The sequence below is a fragment of the Bacillus sp. PS217 genome (genome assembly GCF_037963535.1).
GTDB classification, from domain to species: Bacteria; Bacillota; Bacilli; order Bacillales; family Bacillaceae; genus Bacillus; species Bacillus subtilis.
The window spans coordinates 4,035,864-4,054,633 of sequence record NZ_CP150157.1 but is presented as its reverse complement, the minus strand read 5'-3'; the positions used below and the strand labels follow the sequence as shown (position 1 = coordinate 4,054,633).

Annotated in this window: 17 protein-coding genes and 1 pseudogene; 9 read left to right on the top strand and 9 right to left on the bottom strand. The window is 44.3% G+C overall.

All coding sequences use genetic code 11. From position 1 onward, the window contains the following. The first annotated feature begins 64 nt into the window (after positions 1–64). A complete protein-coding gene (locus NSQ83_RS20935) occupies positions 65–1,273 on the top strand; it encodes a DUF418 domain-containing protein (protein WP_185184126.1) in 1,209 nt (402 codons plus the stop codon). A 29-nt stretch (positions 1,274–1,302) separates the two neighbouring features. On the opposite strand, the gene NSQ83_RS20930 is transcribed toward NSQ83_RS20935, so the two are convergent. After that, on the bottom strand, positions 1,303–1,758 hold the full coding sequence (locus tag NSQ83_RS20930) for an RDD family protein (RefSeq protein WP_015250840.1): 456 nt from the start codon (positions 1,756–1,758) through the stop codon (positions 1,303–1,305). Positions 1,759–1,989: 231 nt separating this feature from the next. On the opposite strand from NSQ83_RS20930, the gene NSQ83_RS20925 reads away from it, so the two are divergent. Further along, positions 1,990–2,439 (top strand): DUF5391 domain-containing protein, encoded by a 450-nt coding sequence (locus NSQ83_RS20925; protein WP_257182412.1) that lies wholly within the window; start codon positions 1,990–1,992, stop codon positions 2,437–2,439. Between the two features lie 100 nt (positions 2,440–2,539). Beyond that, positions 2,540–3,772, top strand: a complete 1,233-nt coding sequence (locus tag NSQ83_RS20920) for a PQQ-binding-like beta-propeller repeat protein (protein WP_017696075.1) — start codon at positions 2,540–2,542, stop codon at positions 3,770–3,772. Positions 3,773–3,815: 43 nt separating this feature from the next. On the opposite strand, the pseudogene NSQ83_RS20915 reads toward NSQ83_RS20920, so the two are convergent. Both NSQ83_RS20915 and NSQ83_RS20910 read right to left on the bottom strand, forming a co-directional pair. After that, a pseudogene (locus tag NSQ83_RS20915) lies at positions 3,816–4,282 on the bottom strand (RDD family protein). A gap of 186 nt (positions 4,283–4,468) precedes the next feature. Further along, a complete protein-coding gene (locus NSQ83_RS20910) occupies positions 4,469–5,806 on the bottom strand; it encodes an aldehyde dehydrogenase family protein (RefSeq protein WP_069837885.1) in 1,338 nt (445 codons plus the stop codon). A 142-nt stretch (positions 5,807–5,948) separates the two neighbouring features. Here NSQ83_RS20910 and NSQ83_RS20905 point away from each other — a divergent pair, with 142 nt between their 5' ends. After that, positions 5,949–7,091, top strand: coding sequence for a TetR/AcrR family transcriptional regulator (locus NSQ83_RS20905; protein WP_339238821.1), 1,143 nt, complete (start codon positions 5,949–5,951; stop codon positions 7,089–7,091). A gap of 29 nt (positions 7,092–7,120) precedes the next feature. Here the strand turns inward: NSQ83_RS20905 and NSQ83_RS20900 are convergent, their stop codons facing one another. Next, positions 7,121–7,942: an SDR family oxidoreductase gene (locus NSQ83_RS20900; RefSeq protein ID WP_198878368.1), complete on the bottom strand. Its 822-nt coding sequence runs from the start codon at positions 7,940–7,942 to the stop codon at positions 7,121–7,123. A gap of 116 nt (positions 7,943–8,058) precedes the next feature. On the opposite strand from NSQ83_RS20900, the gene NSQ83_RS20895 reads away from it, so the two are divergent. Then, positions 8,059–8,310, top strand: coding sequence for a hypothetical protein (locus NSQ83_RS20895; RefSeq protein ID WP_014481429.1), 252 nt, complete (start codon positions 8,059–8,061; stop codon positions 8,308–8,310). A gap of 167 nt (positions 8,311–8,477) precedes the next feature. Continuing rightward, positions 8,478–10,358, top strand: coding sequence for a molecular chaperone HtpG (htpG, locus tag NSQ83_RS20890; RefSeq protein WP_003243561.1), 1,881 nt, complete (start codon positions 8,478–8,480; stop codon positions 10,356–10,358). Between the two features lie 41 nt (positions 10,359–10,399). On the opposite strand, the gene NSQ83_RS20885 is transcribed toward htpG, so the two are convergent. The 5 genes from NSQ83_RS20885 to iolR all read right to left on the bottom strand — a co-directional run bounded on the left by NSQ83_RS20885 (position 10,400) and on the right by iolR (position 14,988). After that, positions 10,400–11,785, bottom strand: coding sequence for a sugar porter family MFS transporter (locus tag NSQ83_RS20885; protein ID WP_198878369.1), 1,386 nt, complete (start codon positions 11,783–11,785; stop codon positions 10,400–10,402). 243 nt (positions 11,786–12,028) lie between these two features. After that, a complete protein-coding gene (locus tag NSQ83_RS20880) occupies positions 12,029–12,331 on the bottom strand; it encodes a YxcD family protein (RefSeq protein WP_198878370.1) in 303 nt (100 codons plus the stop codon). A 3-nt stretch (positions 12,332–12,334) separates the two neighbouring features. Then, entirely contained in the window at positions 12,335–12,985 is a 651-nt protein-coding gene (locus NSQ83_RS20875; RefSeq protein WP_003227047.1) for a hypothetical protein, read from the bottom strand. A 261-nt stretch (positions 12,986–13,246) separates the two neighbouring features. Beyond that, positions 13,247–14,179, bottom strand: a complete 933-nt coding sequence (locus NSQ83_RS20870; protein WP_003227049.1) for an aldo/keto reductase — start codon at positions 14,177–14,179, stop codon at positions 13,247–13,249. Positions 14,180–14,232: 53 nt separating this feature from the next. Beyond that, entirely contained in the window at positions 14,233–14,988 is a 756-nt protein-coding gene (iolR, locus tag NSQ83_RS20865; protein ID WP_003227050.1) for a myo-inositol utilization transcriptional regulator IolR, read from the bottom strand. A gap of 416 nt (positions 14,989–15,404) precedes the next feature. On the opposite strand from iolR, the gene iolA reads away from it, so the two are divergent. From iolA to iolC, 3 genes are all read left to right on the top strand, one after another. Beyond that, entirely contained in the window at positions 15,405–16,868 is a 1,464-nt protein-coding gene (gene iolA, locus NSQ83_RS20860) for a methylmalonate-semialdehyde dehydrogenase (protein ID WP_088467466.1), read from the top strand. Between the two features lie 74 nt (positions 16,869–16,942). Continuing rightward, on the top strand, positions 16,943–17,758 hold the full coding sequence (iolB, locus tag NSQ83_RS20855; RefSeq protein ID WP_038429916.1) for a 5-deoxy-glucuronate isomerase: 816 nt from the start codon (positions 16,943–16,945) through the stop codon (positions 17,756–17,758). 23 nt (positions 17,759–17,781) lie between these two features. Beyond that, a complete protein-coding gene (iolC, locus tag NSQ83_RS20850; RefSeq protein WP_014478485.1) occupies positions 17,782–18,759 on the top strand; it encodes a 5-dehydro-2-deoxygluconokinase in 978 nt (325 codons plus the stop codon). Positions 18,760–18,770 lie beyond the last annotated feature (11 nt).

Below are 18,770 nucleotides of genomic sequence, written 5' to 3'. Positions count from 1 at the left end.
ATCGATGTTTCCGCGCTTCCTTTTTTCATACCCTTAAGGTACAGAAAAAAGGAGCGTGATGGCTATGTCTTCATTACAGCCGACTTTGGCAAATGAGCGGATCGGTGTGCTTGATGTGCTGAGAGGAATGGCGATTTTCGGCATCTTATTTGTCAATCTGGCACATTTCAGTTATCCGGATATGTATTTGTCTATGCTTGGAAAAGAGAATTTTTTCATGGATAAGTGGTCTGAAGCTGATTTTGCCGCCGCAGACATACTGAAATTCTTCATTCAAACAAAATGTATTTTATTGTTTTCCTTTTTATTTGGATTTGGCATGGTTGTCATGATGGAGAGAGCAGAAAACAAAGGGAAACGGTTTGTTCCGTTATATGTGAGAAGGTTAATGGCGCTTCTCTTGTTTGGAACGATTCATGCCTTTTTGATATGGGACGGGGATATTTTAACAGAATATGCCCTGCTCGGATTTGTCCTGCTCTTGTTTCGAAAAGCAAAGCCGAAAACACTGCTGATATGGGCGGTCTCTTTGTATCTTCTGTTTTCCATTCCGTTCATGTTGACAAGTTTTGATCAATCAAACGGACAGGAATGGGTACAAGCGGTAACACAGCAGGCAAAACAAGCGATTCATGTTTATGGAAGCGGCAGCCTGAAGGATATTGCAGAACAGCGGATCCACGACCGTCTTGTTTACATGTCTTCGAATGGCATGCTTACGTATAATCCGCTCAACTTCTTCTTTGCATCCATTCCATATTTCAGCATGTTTTTGCTGGGAGCTGCGGCAGCGAAATCTCGGTATTTGCATGAACCAGAAAAGCATCGCAAAGGATTAAAACGATTATGGATGGCTGGGCTTGTCATCGGCATCGGCGCCCAGGTGCTGTACAATGTAACGGATAAAGAAATATGTTTGCTGATTGGCGCGCCTTTCCTCATGTTTTTCTATGTTACAACGGTTGTCTATCTTTATCATAAAACAAGAGTGAGAACAGTGCTGCAATCATTCTCCGCTGTTGGGAGGATGGCATTTACCAATTATCTGATGCAGTCTATTGTATGTACTTGGATTTTTTATCATTACGGCTTGGGCCTGTATGGAAAAGTGTACCCTGCTGCCGGTGTGCTCATTACAATTGCTGTTTGTGCCGTTCAAATGGTCTTCAGCCACCTTTGGCTTCGTGTCTTTCGGATGGGGCCGTTTGAGTGGCTGTGGAGAAGCGCTACGTATCTGTCGTGGCAGCCTATTGTAAAGAAAACAAAAGTCTAGATGCCTATTGGCGTCTAGACTTTTTTCTATTATTTATACACGACACGTGTTTTGCAAATGATGTCATGCAGGCCTTTTTTCTCTCCAAAGGCGATCATGATAAACCCGATATAAAAGATGATTCCAGATAAGATATAGGCAAAGTAACGGCCAATTCCCTGTCCGACAGAAACCCGTTCACCTTGTTCATTGACCACTTTCAGGCCAAGAATTTTTTTGCCAAGTGTGCCTTGCATTTTAGAAGCTGTGAGCAGCCCGTAATATAACACACTGATGACGATCATGATCAGCATAGTAGGCAAAAATGCAAGCGTCATGTATTTCACTAAATACTCTTCTTCCGTCATGTAAGGGTTTGTTGCCACAGCCCCAGCTACAAAAACAGAATTGATCACAAATAGAATAATATAACTAGGAACAGATACAATAATGCCATCAATAAAATAAGCTAAAAAACGAATCCAAAATCCTGCTGGTTTTTCCATGTATTTTTCTCTCTCCTCTGAATTAATCTGGAATAGTATACTTTGAAAAACAAGTACATGCAATATGGTATGGTGATAAAATCCTGACATTACAGAAAAATGAGTCTTTTATCCTTTGTTTTTTACTATATAAATATACTAGAAAGAAGCATAGCATTTGTGTATGTGTTCTGGAATTTTTTAAAAATATAATGAATATAACATTCAACTTACTTATAATAAAAAAGGTTAATATTTCTATTAAAGGAGGAGTTTGATGTCAAAAAAAATAGCGTGGCGATCATGACAACCATTTCTGCGTTTCTTTTTTGCGCCGTGATTGTGGCGGCTTCACTTTCGCCGCTGGCCGGAACGGGAGCGGCGGCCAATCAGTTTAATTCAGCTGGCATGTGGTCAGCTGTCGGTATGATCCTTGTCTTGTATTTCATTCCATTTCTCGTTTATATGCTCGGAGTCGATGCAATGAGGTATGTCATGGCGGTGCTTTGCGGCTTCGGGCTTTTGATTCATTTGTCTTCGGCCGGTTTTATCTTGATGTTTAGTTTCTTTAGTGACCATCTGCTTTCTGAGGTGATCTTTGTTTTCGGAATTAGTCTCGCTGCGGCTGCTGTCAACGTCATTTGGTTTGTGGCTGCATTTCGATCGGGTGCTGAAAAAACGTCCGTGAATACTCTTACATAGTTTTCTAGTTTGTGATGTTTTTGTGAAATAGATTTATAAAATGGATGAATATGTTATGATGGTCGCAAATTAGAAGTTACATATAATGGGGGTCTCAATGATGGTCAAGTCATTTCGTATGAAAGCTTTGATTGCGGGAGCTGCGGTGGCGGCGGCTGTTTCGGCCGGCGCTGTTTCTGATGTGCCCGCTGCCAAAGTGCTTCAGTCGACAGCTGCTTATGCGGCGGAAACGGTGTTTTCTCAAAATAATGGAGCATCTGGCTTTTTGCCAGGAAGATATGATGTACAAGCGATGGCGCCTGCCATGTTTAACTGGTCACGCGAAAGCCGGTTCGCCGGAAATACAGACGGGACGCTGAAATGGCAAAACGACATCAGAACGACTCCGCAAAATGGAGCGGGGGCTGTGATTGACGGAGACGGCACAGTATATCTTCATTCCAGAGACGGGGAAATGAAAGCCTTTAATCCAGACGGCTCAGTCAAATGGGTGACTGGCAATCTTGGAAAAACATATACGCAATCTCCTGTACTTGGGACCAACGGCGTTATCTATTTGGCATCCTATGACAAAAAGATTTATTTTATTGACAAAGAAACGGGAGAAATTTTAACAACGGTTCCGTTAAGCGGCGGGCCAAGCTCTGAAACGGTGATCGGTTCAGACGGGACGTTGTATTTCTCAACACTTGATAATTATGTTCACGCGATCAAACCGACGTCAAAATCAACCTGGACAGAGCGCTGGAAGTTGAAAACAAATGGTGTCGTCAGCTCTGTGCCGGTGCTTGCCAAAAACGGCACCGTGTATGTCGGCACATATAATTACGTGTTTTATGCGATCAACTCCGGAACCGGACAGGTGAAATGGTCCAGAACGACGTCAAATGCGTTTAAAGGATATCCGGTGATTGATAAGGACGGAAACATTTATGCCGGCAACCAAGATGGACAGCTGTATGCCTATACATCAACAGGCAGTTTGAAATGGACATTCCCGTTAAACGGGTTCTCCAGCTCATCTCCTGCGATTGATCATAATGGCAATATCTACATCGGCTCAGGAAGCGGCGAGCTGTTTTCCATCAGCAAAAACGGGGATATGAACTGGTCATTCTATACAGACGGTCCTGTCAGAACGGCGCCGCTGATTGACGCGAAGGGAACGGTGTATTTCGGGTCAGATGATATGAAGGTTTATGCGGCAGACGCAAACGGCAATGAATTATGGAGCTATCAAACCGACAGCAACGTCGTGTCTTCTCCTCAGCTCGCTGAGGACGGAACGCTTTATATTGGAAGTTATACGAAGCTGATGGCTTTTGGGAAATAGTAAAACAGGCTGGCGAGGTTAACTCGGCAGCCTGTTTTTTTGATCAATCAAGATATTTATTTTTATAGACAACCTTTGTCCCGCAAATATAATCATGTAATGCCAGTTTAGAGGGAAAGGCCGCCATGATAAAACCGATATATAAGATCTTAGATAATGTGTAAGCGAAGAAACGGCCGAAGCTGTGCCAAAAAGAAATACGCTCGCCATACTGATTGACAACGATGATGCCCATGAGTTTTTTCCCAATGTTGCTTGCATGTTTGAGGAAGTCAGCAAGCTATAGTAAAGAATAGCGAAAATAAATATGATGGCCAAAACAGGGATTGTGCCAATGATCAACATGAAAAACTCATATTGGGCTTCTGACATGTGTGTACCTGCTGCATCAATGAGTGGCAACACAATGAAGGTGTTAATGAAAATCATAATGAAAGAGAATATAGCTATAATAAATACATCAATAATCGAGGCGGCTGCCCGAATCCAAAATCCTGCTGGTTTTTCCATGTATCATTTTACTCCTTTAAAGTTTTCTGGGTATTATACGTTAGGGGCTGCAGGGTTTCAATGAGATAGACTAGAGGAATTTTGTCTCGTTTGAAAATTGTATTTTATCACTTTTAATCTCTTTATTTAGGTGATATAAAGATAAAAAAAGAACCTGCAAGATGATGCAGATTCTCTTCATTATGATTATTTAGAGGCTTGAATAAATACACCCTTCTCATGAGAAAACTCTTTGAATCCGTATACCCCATGATAGGAGCCGATTCCGCTTGTGTTGACGCCGCCGAATGGCAGGTTGACGTCACTGAAATGGACGACGACATCATTGATGGCCGCATTTCCTGATGTCGTGTGCTGAAGGACGTTGTCAATCAGGTCTTGGTTTTTGCTGAACACATAAAGTGCAAGCGGTTTATCGCGGTCATTTACGTAATCGATGACCTCGTCGATGTCTTCATAGTTCATCATTGGCAGAATCGGTGCGAAGATTTCCTCCTGCATGATTTTCATATCAGGCGTGACGTTTTTCAAAACGGTTGGCGAGATCGTGCGGTCGCTGGCATCAAATACGCCGCCGAACACCACTTCCGCCCCTTTTTCGATGGCATCGTCGAACAGATCTTTGACGCGGTTGAAGTTGCGGTCATTGACGATCTGCGTAAATTTGCTGCGGTCTGGGGTATGATCATCCTCCATAAATCCAGCGTTGACGACTGTTTGTAAAATCCCCGCGAACCTGTCCTGAACGTCTTTTTTAATGAACAGGTAATCAGGTGCGATGCAGGTTTGGCCGGCGTTTACGAATTTCCCGACGGCGATCTTTTTCGCTGCGTCCATCAGATCGTATTCACTGTCAATAATCGTCGGGCTCTTGCCGCCAAGCTCAAGTGTGACAGATGCCAAGTGTTTGGCAGCCGCTGTCATGACGATTTTCCCGACATTTGTGCTTCCAGTGAAGAAAATATGGTCGAACGGCTGATCAAGTAGTTCGGTTGCCACCTCAACCTCTCCTTCAAAAATCGCGACTTCTTTTTCATCAAAAGCGTCTCTTATCACTTTAGCGGCAATGTTGCTCGTGTTCATCGTGAAATCGGACAGCTTCACAATCGCGCTGTTTCCGGCTGCGAGAGAAGCGGCAAGCGGCGCCATCGTCAGCATAAACGGATAGTTCCACGGGCCGAGGATGAGTGTGACGCCTTTAGGCTCGTACATAAGAATTCCGTTTGCGTCAGGGCTTAACGATGAACCGACTTCTTTAGGCGCCATCCATTGTTCCAGGTTATTCATATTATCTCTAATCGCTTTTTTTGTTCCTTCGATTTCCGCTTTTTTGACTTCGTGATATGGTTTGCGGACGTCTTTGCGGATCGCTTCGATGATTTCTTCTTCATGGGCGATGACGGAATCTAAAAAGCGCTGAAGCTTTTCTCTCCGCTGTTCCGCTGTTGAAGCGCGCAAGGCTTTTTGCTGTTTTTTCTGAAGCTGAAAGACACGCTGGATGTCGTCCTTTACTTGCTGTTCCATTGTAAAATCCCCCTCATTTGCTTTCTTCTTTTCTCGGACCTATTATAAGGTGGTACCTTTTCTGTAAGAAAGACAACGGTGAACCATCTATACGTTACCGTACATATATCGAAGATCTGTCTAATGATTGGAGGTGTCTTTTGTGCCGGAATCTGCCGAAGCTCAAGTGAAAGAGGCGCTGCTGGCTTTATTGAAAGAAAGAGATATTCAACACATCACAATGAAAGAAATCGCTGAGAAGGCCAAAGTGAGCCGCGGATCGCTCTACCTTTATTATGAGGATAAGTTTTCAATCATTGAGGATGTGATCGAAGATATGAAGGAAGGACTGGGCAAAGCGCTTTTTGATGCCTTCAGTCATATGGATACCCTCCATTTGAACAAAAAACGGCAAACGGTGCATCCGACGCTGTCCTTTGTTCATGAGCATCGATCCTTTTTTTCTGTGATGATGAACAGAGGGCATTTCCATCGTTTTTTTAAGGATGTGTTTCAGCAGGATGTTCTGCTGACTCCGGTCCATGTGAATTTGACGCCGATCGAACGGGAAATTTACGGACATTACCGGGCCTTGTACACGTACGCGATTATCCTGTATTGGCTGAATGAGGATGCGGCCGCGACTCCGGAAGCTATCAGCCAAAAGGTATGGGAGCTTGTTTCTCAAAAGAGATTTTATTGGCTGTTTGGACAAGCTGTGCCAGGAGAGCGAGAGAAGGACAAGCAAATCGACAGGCGTGTGGTTCGAACGAGAGAGGCGCTCCAGAAGGCATTTCTGGACGTGCTGGCGGAGAAAAAAGACTACGCAGCCATCACGATTTCGGATATTACCCGAAAAAGCAATATCCGCCGCGCAACCTTTTATGATCACTATGCCAATAAAGAGGAATTGCTCCAAACCATGATACAGCGATCATGTGCGGAGATCATTGATCACCTGACGATTGCCTCCAGCCCGAATGAATTTTCCTTAAAGGAAGCGGAGAAGGCGCTCGCCAGTCTGCTTTCTGCTTTGTCAAATATGCCCATTGTCCATTTTCTCAATCGGGAATGGGGTGTTCCTCATGTGATACCTGATATGTTCAAAGCGCTGGAATCGTTTTATCTGCATCAGCAAACTGATATTCACGCAGAGAAAAAGCTTTATGCCCATTATGTATCCGCAATGATTATCGGGTTGCTTTTGTATCGGCTGGATGAAGGAAAGTCGCATCCGCCTGAAGTGCTGGCCAGGGAATTTTTGCAGTTTTTGGATGTGAAAAAGTATAAGGTTGTATTGCTTTGAAAGACAATAAGAGAGGGACATCCCCTCTCTTATTTCGTTTCTTTCTTCCATTTCTCATCAATCAGCATTTTCCCTGGCCATGTGTATGCCATGATGCCGCCGTCTGCGGTGATGTCCTCTCCTGTGACGTATGAGCTGTCGTCTGACGCGAGAAACAGCGCCACTGTCGCCATTTCCTTCGGCTGGCCGAGGCGGCCGAGCGGCGTGATCCATTTGTTGGCTTCGCGGAACTTTTCACCCATTTCCTGTTCTGTGGTGCCTGCTAATTTGTCAATCAGCGGGGTTTCGATCGTACCCGGTGAAATGGAATTGACGCGGATGCCGTTTCGTGCGTAGTCGATTGCCATTGCCTTTGTCAGGTTGGTGATGCCGCCTTTTGCGGCGTTGTAGCCGGAGCGGTCAAGGTCCGCGGCACGGCCTGACATGGAGGAGGTATTGATGATGGAGCCTCCTTTTTCGAGCATGAGCGGAATCAGATATTTGCTGCAAAGGAATGTGCCGCGCAGGTCGACAGCGATAATGCGGTCAAACAGGTCAACCGGATATTCGTGCACCTTTCCGCCTTCCTGATCAACGCCGGCATTATTAAACAGAATATCAATCGTTCCGCATGCATCCTTGATTTGATCAGCAAATGCTTTCACACTGTTTTCATCTGACACATCGAGGTGAAAGGATTCGGCCTGTCCTCCGTTTTTTCTGATTGCGTCAACTGTTTCTTCCATTTGATCTTTATTGATATCTCCGATGATCACACGCGCGCCTTCATTGGCAAAAACTTCTGCCGTCGCTTGCCCAATGCCTGTCGCGGCGCCTGTGATCACTGCTGTTTTGTTTTCAAGTCTTCCCATGATACGAGACCTCCTTTTTCTATTTGTCTTCCCGCTATGTGCAGTGATAAACATGCGAGAAAAGAAAGGCCAGCATATGTTAAGATGAATTAGAAATTGTTGGGAGGTTTGTATGTTTGAAGGTACAGCATAAGAAGGAGCTCAAGTTTTATTGCTTCATTACCATTCCATCTGCATTTGTTGTGCTGACTGTCATCTCTTTTTTATTGCAAGAGATTACGTTTCCGGTGACTGCAAGCGCATTTCTGAATGCTTCATGGCATAATCTTTTGTTTTTGATACCGTTCGGTTTGTTTTTCTACCCGGTGCATATATGGATGAAGCGGGAGTTTGGCCGCTGGAATGACACAGAAAAAAAGAGAGGATGATGAAGCCTCTCTTTTTTATGAGAATGAGTGAGAAAAAGAGTGAAAACAAATCCAACTAATGTTAAATTTACATATATATGCATCTATCAATCTAATTGACAATTGTCATCTTATGTGATAAATAGATGCTGAAAAGGGTTTACATAATGGTAAAGGAGCGATCAAGAGTGGCGAAAAAAGAGTTTAAAGCAGAGTCTAAACGCTTGTTGGATATGATGATTAACTCCATTTATACCCAAAAAGAAATTTTCCTGCGCGAGTTAATCTCCAATTCGAGTGATGCGATTGACAAAATCTATTACAAAGCGCTTACGGACGATGCGCTTACGTTTGATAAAGACAGTTACTACATAAAGGTCGCAGCTGACAAAGATGCGAGAACATTAACCATCTCTGATACGGGGATCGGAATGACAAAGGATGAGCTTGAACAGCATCTTGGAACAATTGCAAAAAGCGGTTCCCTCGCGTTTAAAAAGGAAAACGAGCTGAAAGACGGACATGACATTATCGGGCAGTTCGGTGTCGGTTTTTACGCGGCATTTATGGTTGCCGATGTCGTGACAGTCATCAGTAAAGCGCTTGGCAGCGAAGAGGCTTATAAATGGGAGTCTGCGGGTGCAGACGGCTATACGATTGAGCCGTGTGAAAAGGATTCTGTCGGTACAGACATTATCCTGAAAATCAAAGAGAACACAGAAGATGACAGCTATGACGAGTTTTTAGAGGAATATCGTTTAAAAGCGATCATCAAGAAGTACTCCGACTTCATTCGCTACCCGATCAAAATGGATACAACCATTAATAAGCCGAAGGAAGGCAGCGAAAATGAATTTGAAGAGGTGCAGGAAGAGCAGACGGTCAACAGCATGGTGCCGATCTGGAGAAAAAACAAAAGCGAGCTGACAGATGAGGATTATGAAAAATTCTATGCTGAAAAGCATTATGGGTTTGATAAACCGCTCACACACGTTCATATCAGTGTGGATGGAGCCGTTCGCTACAACGCAATTCTATTCGTCCCTGAAAACATGCCGTTCGACTACTATTCCAAGGAATATGAGAAAGGCTTGGAGCTGTATTCCAATGGCGTGCTGATCATGAATAAGTGCGCAGACCTGCTACCGGACCACTTCAGCTTTGTGAAGGGCATGGTCGATTCTGAGGATCTATCGCTGAATATTTCCAGAGAAATGCTGCAGCATGACCGCCAGCTGAAGCTGATCGCGAAAAACATCAGCAAGAAAATCAAAAGCGAGCTGCAAAGCCTGTTGAAAAAAGACCGCGAGAAATACGAGACGTTCTACAAGTCGTTCGGCAGACAGCTGAAATTCGGCGTGTACAATGATTTTGGCGCGAATAAGGATCAATTGAAGGATCTCCTATTATTCTACTCTTCAAAAGAGAAAAAACTGGTCAGCTTAGACGAGTATGTTTCCAGAATGCCAGAGGAGCAGAAATTCATTTATTACGCGACCGGTGATTCTTACGACCGCATTGAGAAACTGCCGCAAACGGAAATGGTGGCGGACAAAGGCTATGAAATCCTCTACTTTACTGAGGACATCGATGAGTTTGCAATTAAAATGCTGGCTTCTTATCAGGAAAAAGAATTCAAGTCCGTATCAAGCGGAGACCTTGGCATAGACACGGATGAGGATCAAAAGCAGTCCGAGGAAGAGGAAAGCAAGTATAAGGATCTGTTTGAGGAAATGAAAAACATTCTGTCAGACAAAGTGAAAAACGTCAGAATCTCAAAACGGCTTAAATCACATCCAGTCTGCCTTGCTGCTGACGGCGAAGTGACAATTGAGATGGAAAAAATCTTAAACGCGATGCCTGACAGCCAAAATGTGAAGGCGGAAAAAGTGCTGGAAATCAACCCGAATCACGAGGTATTCCAAACGCTGCAGGACGCGTTTGAACAAGATAAAGAGAAGCTGAGCCTGTACACAAACCTTCTGTACAATCAGGCGCTTCTCATCGAAGGCCTGCCGATTCAGGACCCTGTGGAATTTACGAACAATATTTGCAAGGTCATGGTGTAAACAGAAAAAGGAATCGTCCCATAAGGAGACGATTCCTTTTTTTATAATGTACGCTCATTCAGCACTTGGTTTTGGGTGCTTTTCTTCTTTTTAAACCGTTTTTTCAGGCTTGCTTCAATTTCCTCCAAGCTTTTCCCTTTGGTTTCGGGTACCATGTAGAACGCGAAGAAAAATGAGAGAAGACAAATGAATGAGAAAACCATAAAGACCCATGCGATGCCCATCGCGCTTAGCATCAGCGGAAAGACAAGCGACACGATCAGGTTAGCCGCCGATAACACCAAAGTCGTGAACCCTGTCGCGGCTCCGCGTGCTTTGGACGGGAAGAGCTCAGGCATGAGCACCCACACTACCGGACCCCATGTCGCCTGGTAAAAGACGATATAGACACCTAGAAAGACTACTGTCATCCACGCTGTAGATGCGGAAAGCCCCAGTGTCAGGAGCACGCCTGATAAAGCAGCAAGGCTCAGTGTGATGCCGACACTTCCCCAGATCAGAAGTTTTTTGCGGCCGACACGGTCAATTAAGATCATGGCAGTGATACACATGATGACGTTGAGGATGCCGATTCCCATTGTGCCGAGCGCCGAAGCTGATGGGCCAAGACCGGCCTTCGTAAAAATGGTTGGCGCGTAGTAGATGACCGTGTTAATGCCGACCGCCTGCTGGAAAATGGCAAGGCCGACGCCAATCAGAAGCATAGGGCGAATCCACTTGGCTTTTAGGACGCTGAGTGTCGTTTCTTTTTTCTCTGCTTCTCCTTGCTTCATCTCTGCCAATTCCATTTCGATGTCTTTTGGATCATGAGTGATGTTCATGATTCGTCTCGCTTCTTCTTCACGGCCGCGCTTCACGAGCCATCTTGGCGATTCTGGCATGAACGCGATGCCGATTAATAAAAGCACGGCAGGCACTGCGGCCAGACCGACCATCCAGCGCCACGCTTCAAACGGTGTGAACAGGTAGTTAACGATATAGGCGAGCAAAATCCCGGTGACAATCATTAAGTTGTTCATTGTGCCGAGTGTCCCGCGAATTTTCGTCGGTGCCATTTCGGAAAGATACACGGGCACAAGTGCCGTTGAACCGCCGACGGCCAACCCGAGTATCACCCTAGATGCAATCAGCATGCCGATTGTTTGAGAAAATGCGCAAGCGAGCGCGCCGATAATAAAAATGATGGAAAGGACAAATACAACCTTTCTCCTGCCCCAGCGGTCTGAGCATGTGCCGCTCAAGGCAGAACCGAAAATCGCGCCAAGGAGCAGCATGCTGACAACCAATCCTTCTGTCAATGTCGTTAAAGGAATATCGTTATTGATAAACAGGAGTGCTCCGGAGATAACACCTGTATCGTAACCATATAGCAGTCCCCCTAAAGCGCCGAAAAAGTAGATCATATATTTCCTTGTGTCTTTCTTCACAAATGTCTCCTCCTCAGTTGTTGAGCCAATGAGTATCTAAAATGTATAACAAAGTTAATAGATTAGTACCCATTTCCTATCTCATTTGAAACATTTGTTTTGAACAAACGGAAACGTTAAAGCCAAAAGAGATGATCACAGATCCGCTGAGTTTAGGAAAAACGAAATAACTTTATGCTCAGAGAAACCATTAAAAAAACCTTACCCGCGCGGAGTAAGGTTTTGATTAAGACATTTTTATTCTTATGCTTCGTTGACGAAAACCAAGGCGGAGAAGCCTTTTTTCTTATCAAATTGCAATTCAACGACGGTAACGTCCGGATTGAAGTTGTGGTATTCCTCTAAGAACTGAATAATGCCTTCTGAAATGTCATCTGACATAAGCTGCTTGTGGTGCAGGCCAAATGTAGCTTCAGCGAAGAACCCTGTACGCTTGTTATAAGATAGCTCCTTTACTTCAACGTCTTCAGGGTAGATATCTTCTTCATTGGAAATATACACGCAAATTCCGTCTACAATTTCTTGCTCATTTAATATTAATCTCATCGCCTAAAATCTCCTTCTGTACGTCTTCGGTGCTTTAAATGCGCGAATCAATGCGATGACAATGATTAAAATAATGATCAAAGCGATGATATCCACGATCCAGGCAATGGGTGAAGCGCCATAAGAAACATAGCCGGGGCCTCCGGCTGGATGATAGGTGTAACCCCACGGGTGCATCATGCTGATCATGAACATACCCATTGTAAATCCGCTATAATATCCAAACCATCCTGATGGCGCGAAACCTGCGTGATAGTAATGATTGACTGAAACATATCGTCCGCCAACATAGGCTTTAGACGTTTTTCCGCTGTATGTCTTTCCGGTTACTTTTGATGTAGCGCCGGAAAAGGTGCCTGACGATTTTTTAGAGCTTGAGGAGCTTGCCTTTTCTGAAGGCTTCTTTTTAAGCGAAATCGATGATGATGAATCGTCAGACGTCTTGGATTTTTTGCTAGAAGAGCTTGATCCTGAGCTGTAGCTTGATTTCGGGCTTGATTTATAGCTTCCGCTGTATGACGAGCTTGAACTTCGGCTGCTGTAACTAGATGATGAGCGGCCGCTGAAGCTCTTTGCATGAGAAATCGTTGATGGTAGCAGTACACCTAAAGCAACGGTTACTGCAACTAAGGCTTTTACATATTTAAGTTTCATTCTGTTTCCTCCATAGACCGCCGAAAAGGTCCGCTATTCTGACCAGCAAATAAAAGAAGCTGGGTCAGCTTTATTTCATATGAGCTAGATGATATGAACGTTTCATACTTTTGCTTTCTCAATCACTTTCTTTCTGAGATAAACTACCTTTATTTTATCGGATTTATGGCTCATTTTGTAAGGTTTTGCTTCAAAATCAGTTATTTAGGAATTTATCGCACAAAAAAACAGCCTTCTCCAATGGAGAAGGCTGCTTTCTTCTTATGCGAACAGCTTATCAATAAATGAAATATCCTCTTGAGAAAGCGTCACGTCGGCTGTTTTGATGTTATCAATCAGCTGATCGGCACGTTTTGCTCCCGGGATTAAAATATCAATTTCCGGTCTTGCTAAATACCAGGCCAATACGATGTGAGGGATATCCACGTTGTGTTTTTCGGCAATCGGCGCAAGCTTGTTGACCTTTCTGATATTTTCTTTGAAACGCTCGCCCTTGAAGTGTTCCTGTTCGTTTCGCAGGTCGCCTTCTGGGAACGTTGTATCTTCTGTATACTTTCCTGCCAATAAACCTGATACGAGCGGGAAGTAAGGGATAAATGAAATATTATGCTCCTTCGTATACGGGAAGAATGTTTTTTCCGCTTCACGGTTTAACAGGTTGTATTCGCCTTGCAATACATCTACCAAACCGTCTTTGTTTGCTTCTTTCAATTGCTCTAAAGAGAAGTTGGATACACCGATGGAGCGGATTTTTCCGGCTTTCTTCATCTCATTCAGCGCGTTAACGGCTTCATCCTTAGGCGTATGTTCGTCAGGGAAGTGAATGTAGAACAAATCGATATAATCGGTATTCAAGCGCTTCAGGCTTTCATCAACTGATTTTTTAAGAAATTCTGGTGAATTATCAAAGACAAAGTCATTGCCTTGTTTTCTGTGAGCGGCTTTTGTCGCGATGACAACATCTTCACGGTTGAATTCACGCAGCACTTCACCAATTAATTCTTCGGAACGGCCGATCCCGTAAATATAAGCGGTGTCTAACATTGTCACGCCATTACGGATCGCCTCGCGCACCAATTCTTTTCCGGTTTCTTCATTTAGGTTCGGGTAGAGGTTATGTCCTCCGACAGCATTTGTTCCTAATCCGATAGGGAATACCTGCAAGTCTGATTTTCCGAGCTTCGCTTTTTTCATGATCTGCCTCCTAGAATAAAATGGATGATAGACTCTCAACACTATTGTAAACGTTAGGCTAGATGAATGCCGATCTGATGCTCATTGCAGTACTGCGTGTACTCGTCGTCTAATGGCTGAGAGGTTACAATGCAATGCAGCCTGTCAAACGGTGCATACGTCAGAAGCGTTGATTTTCCGAATTTAGAATGGTCAGCCAATAGATACACTTCTTTTGCTTTTTCTGAAATCCTCTTTTTAATTTCATACTCCAGCAGATCCGAATTGGTCAATCCGTGTGTCAGCGTCGTTCCGGTAGCGGACATAAAGGCTTTGTTGATATTGTACTTATCAAGCATAGCCGGGTCGTCCATGCCGACAAAGGAGCGGGTTTTTCTCTTATAGTTGTTTCCGATAATGATTAAGTTGATATTCTTCAAAGCTGACGCCGCATTGATAATGTCTAAACTGTTGGTTAAGATGGTGACATTTTTGGCTGGATCAAGCGTATCAAGAATAGACTTTGTCGTCGTTCCTGAATCAATGAAGACCAAATCGTGATCTTCAATAAATCGGGAAGCATAATGGGCGATTTTTGTTTTTTCATCCTGGTGCTGAATGGTGCGATTTTCAAAAGGAACTAATGCGGTTTTTTCAATAGATGTTACGCCGCCGTATACTTTTTCAATCGCACCCTTTTCTGTTAGCTTGTTGATATCACGTCTGACTGTGTTTTTGGAGACATTGAACACCTGGCATAGCTCATCTAAGGAAACAGTGCCATGCGATAAAATGTACTCCTCCATTTCCTGAATCCGCATCAGTTTCATATTAAAAACTCCTTCTTGAATCTTTACGTAACATAAATATATAATAAAAACCAAAAGTTAATCAATAGTTGCTTAAAAAATGATAACATCGGTGTATATCTTTTGCAAGATTCGGCGGGCTTCTCTTACCTCTCTTACTTGATTAAAAGATTAATATAATAAAAATAATGAAAAAATGTAGTGTTTATGATTGACTTATGGGTATTATACGATTAGAATATAACCAAGAAATGACCAAAAAGTAACCTGTTGTGCATGAAATGGTTGCTTGTATGTAAATATGCATCCGCCATTTATTTTTTTGGTTTTTTTGAAAGCGTTTAATTCTTGGCTTACTGAAAAGTGGATATTGATATGAATCTATCCTGAACCATCCATACAAGTGTATGTGTTTACTAATGAAGGAGGCAATAAGAATGGAAGAAATCAGAAAATTAAAAAACTATATCAACGGTGAATGGGTTGAAAGCAAAACAGATCAATATGAAGATGTCGTCAATCCGGCGACGAAAGAAGTGCTATGCCAAGTGCCGATTTCTACAAAAGAAGATATTGATTACGCAGCGCAAACAGCGGCTGAAGCATTTAAAACATGGTCGAAGGTGGCGGTTCCGCGCCGTGCCAGAATTCTATTTAACTTCCAGCAACTGCTGTCCCAGCATAAAGAAGAACTGGCTCATCTGATTACCATTGAAAACGGAAAAAACACAAAAGAAGCTTTAGGTGAAGTGGGACGCGGGATTGAAAACGTAGAGTTCGCCGCTGGAGCACCTTCCCTGATGATGGGAGACTCGCTTGCCTCCATCGCAACGGACGTTGAAGCGGCGAACTACCGTTACCCAATCGGAGTTGTCGGCGGAATCGCGCCATTCAACTTCCCGATGATGGTTCCTTGCTGGATGTTCCCGATGGCGATCGCGCTCGGCAACACATTTATTTTAAAGCCGTCTGAGCGGACTCCGCTATTAACAGAGAAATTGGTTGAGCTTTTTGAAAAAGCGGGCCTTCCGAAAGGGGTATTCAACGTCGTATACGGTGCGCATGACGTTGTGAACGGCATCCTCGAGCATCCCGAAATTAAAGCGATTTCATTTGTAGGCTCCAAGCCAGTCGGCGAATACGTCTACAAAAAAGGAAGCGAAAACTTAAAACGCGTTCAATCTCTGACTGGTGCGAAAAACCATACGATTGTCTTGAACGATGCGAATCTTGAAGACACGGTCACAAACATCGTCGGAGCTGCCTTCGGTTCTGCCGGTGAACGCTGCATGGCTTGTGCGGTTGTGACGGTTGAAGAAGGAATCGCCGATGAATTTATGGCGAAGCTGCAGGAAAAAGTGGCGGACATTAAAATCGGTAACGGCCTTGATGACGGCGTGTTCTTAGGACCGGTGATTCGCGAAGACAACAAGAAGCGCACGCTCAGCTATATCGAAAAAGGTCTTGAAGAGGGTGCCAGACTCGTATGTGACGGACGTGAAAATGTGTCTGACGACGGCTACTTTGTCGGCCCGACGATCTTTGACAATGTCACAACAGAGATGACGATCTGGAAAGATGAAATTTTCGCTCCGGTCTTATCTGTCATTCGTGTGAAAAACCTGAAAGAAGCGATTGAAATCGCCAATAAGTCTGAGTTTGCGAACGGCGCCTGCTTGTTCACATCCAACTCAAACGCAATCCGCTACTTCCGTGAAAACATTGATGCGGGAATGCTAGGCATCAACCTTGGTGTGCCGGCTCCAATGGCGTTCTTCCCATTCTCAGGCTGGAAATCTTCATTCTTTGGAACGCTGCATGCGAACGGAAAAGACAGCGTCGACTTCTATACACGTAAAAAAGTGGTGACGGCAAGATATCCGGCACCTGATTTCAACTAAACGACGAACAGCCGAACGGCGTCCATGTGCGCTGTTCGGACTCATTCTGCCAATAGAAAGAGGAGGGCTTCACTATGAGTTATTTGTTGCGTAAGCCGCAATCGCATGAGGTATCTAATGGGGTCAAACTCGTGCACGAAGTAACGACATCCAACTCTGATCTCACTTATGTAGAGTTTAAAGTGTTAGATCTTGCTCCAGGTTCAAGCTATACAGAAGAATTGAAAAAACAAGAAATTTGTATTGTGGCGGTAACGGGGAAAATTACAGTGACAGATCATGAGTCGACTTTTGAGAATATCGGCACGCGTGAAAGCGTATTTGAACGAAAACCGACAGACAGCGTCTATATATCAAATGACCGTGCATTTGAGATCACAGCGGTCAGCAACGCAAGAGTGGCGCTTTGCTATTCTCCATCGGAAAAGCAGCTTCCGACAAAGCTGATCAAAGCGGAAGACAACGGAATTGAGCATCGCGGGCAATTTTCAAACAAACGTACTGTTCATAACATTCTTCCGGATTCAGACCCTTCAGCTAACAGTCTATTAGTAGTTGAAGTCTATACAGACAGCGGCAACTGGTCCAGCTACCCGCCTCACAAACATGACCAAGACAACTTGCCGGAAGAATCTTTCTTAGAAGAAACGTACTACCATGAGTTAGACCCGGGACAGGGCTTTGTGTTTCAGCGCGTATACACAGATGACCGTTCTATTGACGAGACAATGACTGTAGAAAATGAAAACGTTGTCATCGTTCCTGCGGGATACCACCCGGTAGGCGTTCCGGACGGATATACATCCTACTATTTAAATGTCATGGCAGGGCCGACGCGAAAATGGAAGTTTCATAACGACCCGGCGCATGAGTGGATTTTAGAACGCTAACAAGTGAGGAGTGGCTGTTTACGATGAAGTATACATTCAATGAAGAGAAGGCTTTTGACATTATTGCCATCGGCCGGGCATGTATTGACCTGAACGCAGTCGAATACAACCGCCCAATGGAAGAGACGATGACATTTTCCAAATACGTCGGCGGTTCACCTGCGAATATCGCGATCGGCAGCGCGAAGCTTGGCTTAAAAGCGGGCTTCATCGGCAAAATTCCGGATGACCAGCATGGAAGATTCATAGAGTCCTATATGAGAAAGACCGGCGTTGATACAACACAGATGGTTGTTGATCAAGATGGACACAAAGCAGGCCTTGCATTTACAGAAATCCTCAGCCCTGAAGAATGCAGCATTTTAATGTATCGCGATGATGTGGCGGATCTTTATCTTGAGCCTTCAGAGGTAAGCGAGGACTATATCGCAAATGCGAAAATGCTGCTTGTTTCCGGGACAGCGCTCGCCAAAAGCCCGTCACGGGAAGCGGTATTAAAAGCTGTTCAATACGCGAAGAAGCATCAGGTTAAAGTGGTGTTCGAACTGGATTACCGCCCGTATACGTGGCAGTCATCAGATGAAACAGCCGTTTATTATTCTTTGGTTGCCGAGCAGTCTGATATCGTCATCGGCACACGCGATGAATTTGATGTGATGGAAAACCGCACAGGCGGAAGCAATGAAGAATCCGTCAATCATTTATTTGGCCATTCAGCCGACCTCGTTGTCATCAAACACGGCGTCGAAGGCTCTTACGCATACAGCAAATCCGGCGAGGTATTCCGCGCCCAAGCGTACAAGACAAAAGTGCTGAAAACTTTTGGAGCTGGTGACTCCTATGCGTCAGCCTTTATCTATGGCCTTGTCAGCGGAAAAGACATTGAAACGGCATTGAAATACGGCAGTGCTTCAGCTTCCATTGTGGTGAGCAAGCATAGTTCGTCAGAAGCGATGCCGACTGCGGAAGAAATCGTACAGCTTATTGAAGCACAGTCATAATTGAAAAAGAT

Bases quoted from the DNA above. Each gene is read 5' to 3' on its own strand.
- NSQ83_RS20935 (WP_185184126.1), top strand. From the start codon at position 65: ATGTCTTCATTACAGCCGACTTTGGCAAATGAGCGGATCGGTGTGCTT.
- NSQ83_RS20930 (WP_015250840.1), bottom strand. From the start codon at position 1,758: ATGGAAAAACCAGCAGGATTTTGGATTCGTTTTTTAGCTTATTTTATT.
- NSQ83_RS20920 (WP_017696075.1), top strand. From the start codon at position 2,540: ATGGTCAAGTCATTTCGTATGAAAGCTTTGATTGCGGGAGCTGCGGTG.
- NSQ83_RS20910 (WP_069837885.1), bottom strand. From the start codon at position 5,806: ATGGAACAGCAAGTAAAGGACGACATCCAGCGTGTCTTTCAGCTTCAG.
- NSQ83_RS20900 (WP_198878368.1), bottom strand. From the start codon at position 7,942: ATGGGAAGACTTGAAAACAAAACAGCAGTGATCACAGGCGCCGCGACA.
- NSQ83_RS20880 (WP_198878370.1), bottom strand. From the start codon at position 12,331: ATGAGATTAATATTAAATGAGCAAGAAATTGTAGACGGAATTTGCGTG.
- NSQ83_RS20875 (WP_003227047.1), bottom strand. From the start codon at position 12,985: ATGAAACTTAAATATGTAAAAGCCTTAGTTGCAGTAACCGTTGCTTTA.
- NSQ83_RS20870 (WP_003227049.1), bottom strand. From the start codon at position 14,179: ATGAAAAAAGCGAAGCTCGGAAAATCAGACTTGCAGGTATTCCCTATC.
- iolR (WP_003227050.1), bottom strand. From the start codon at position 14,988: ATGAAACTGATGCGGATTCAGGAAATGGAGGAGTACATTTTATCGCAT.
- iolA (WP_088467466.1), top strand. From the start codon at position 15,405: ATGGAAGAAATCAGAAAATTAAAAAACTATATCAACGGTGAATGGGTT.
- iolB (WP_038429916.1), top strand. From the start codon at position 16,943: ATGAGTTATTTGTTGCGTAAGCCGCAATCGCATGAGGTATCTAATGGG.
- iolC (WP_014478485.1), top strand. From the start codon at position 17,782: ATGAAGTATACATTCAATGAAGAGAAGGCTTTTGACATTATTGCCATC.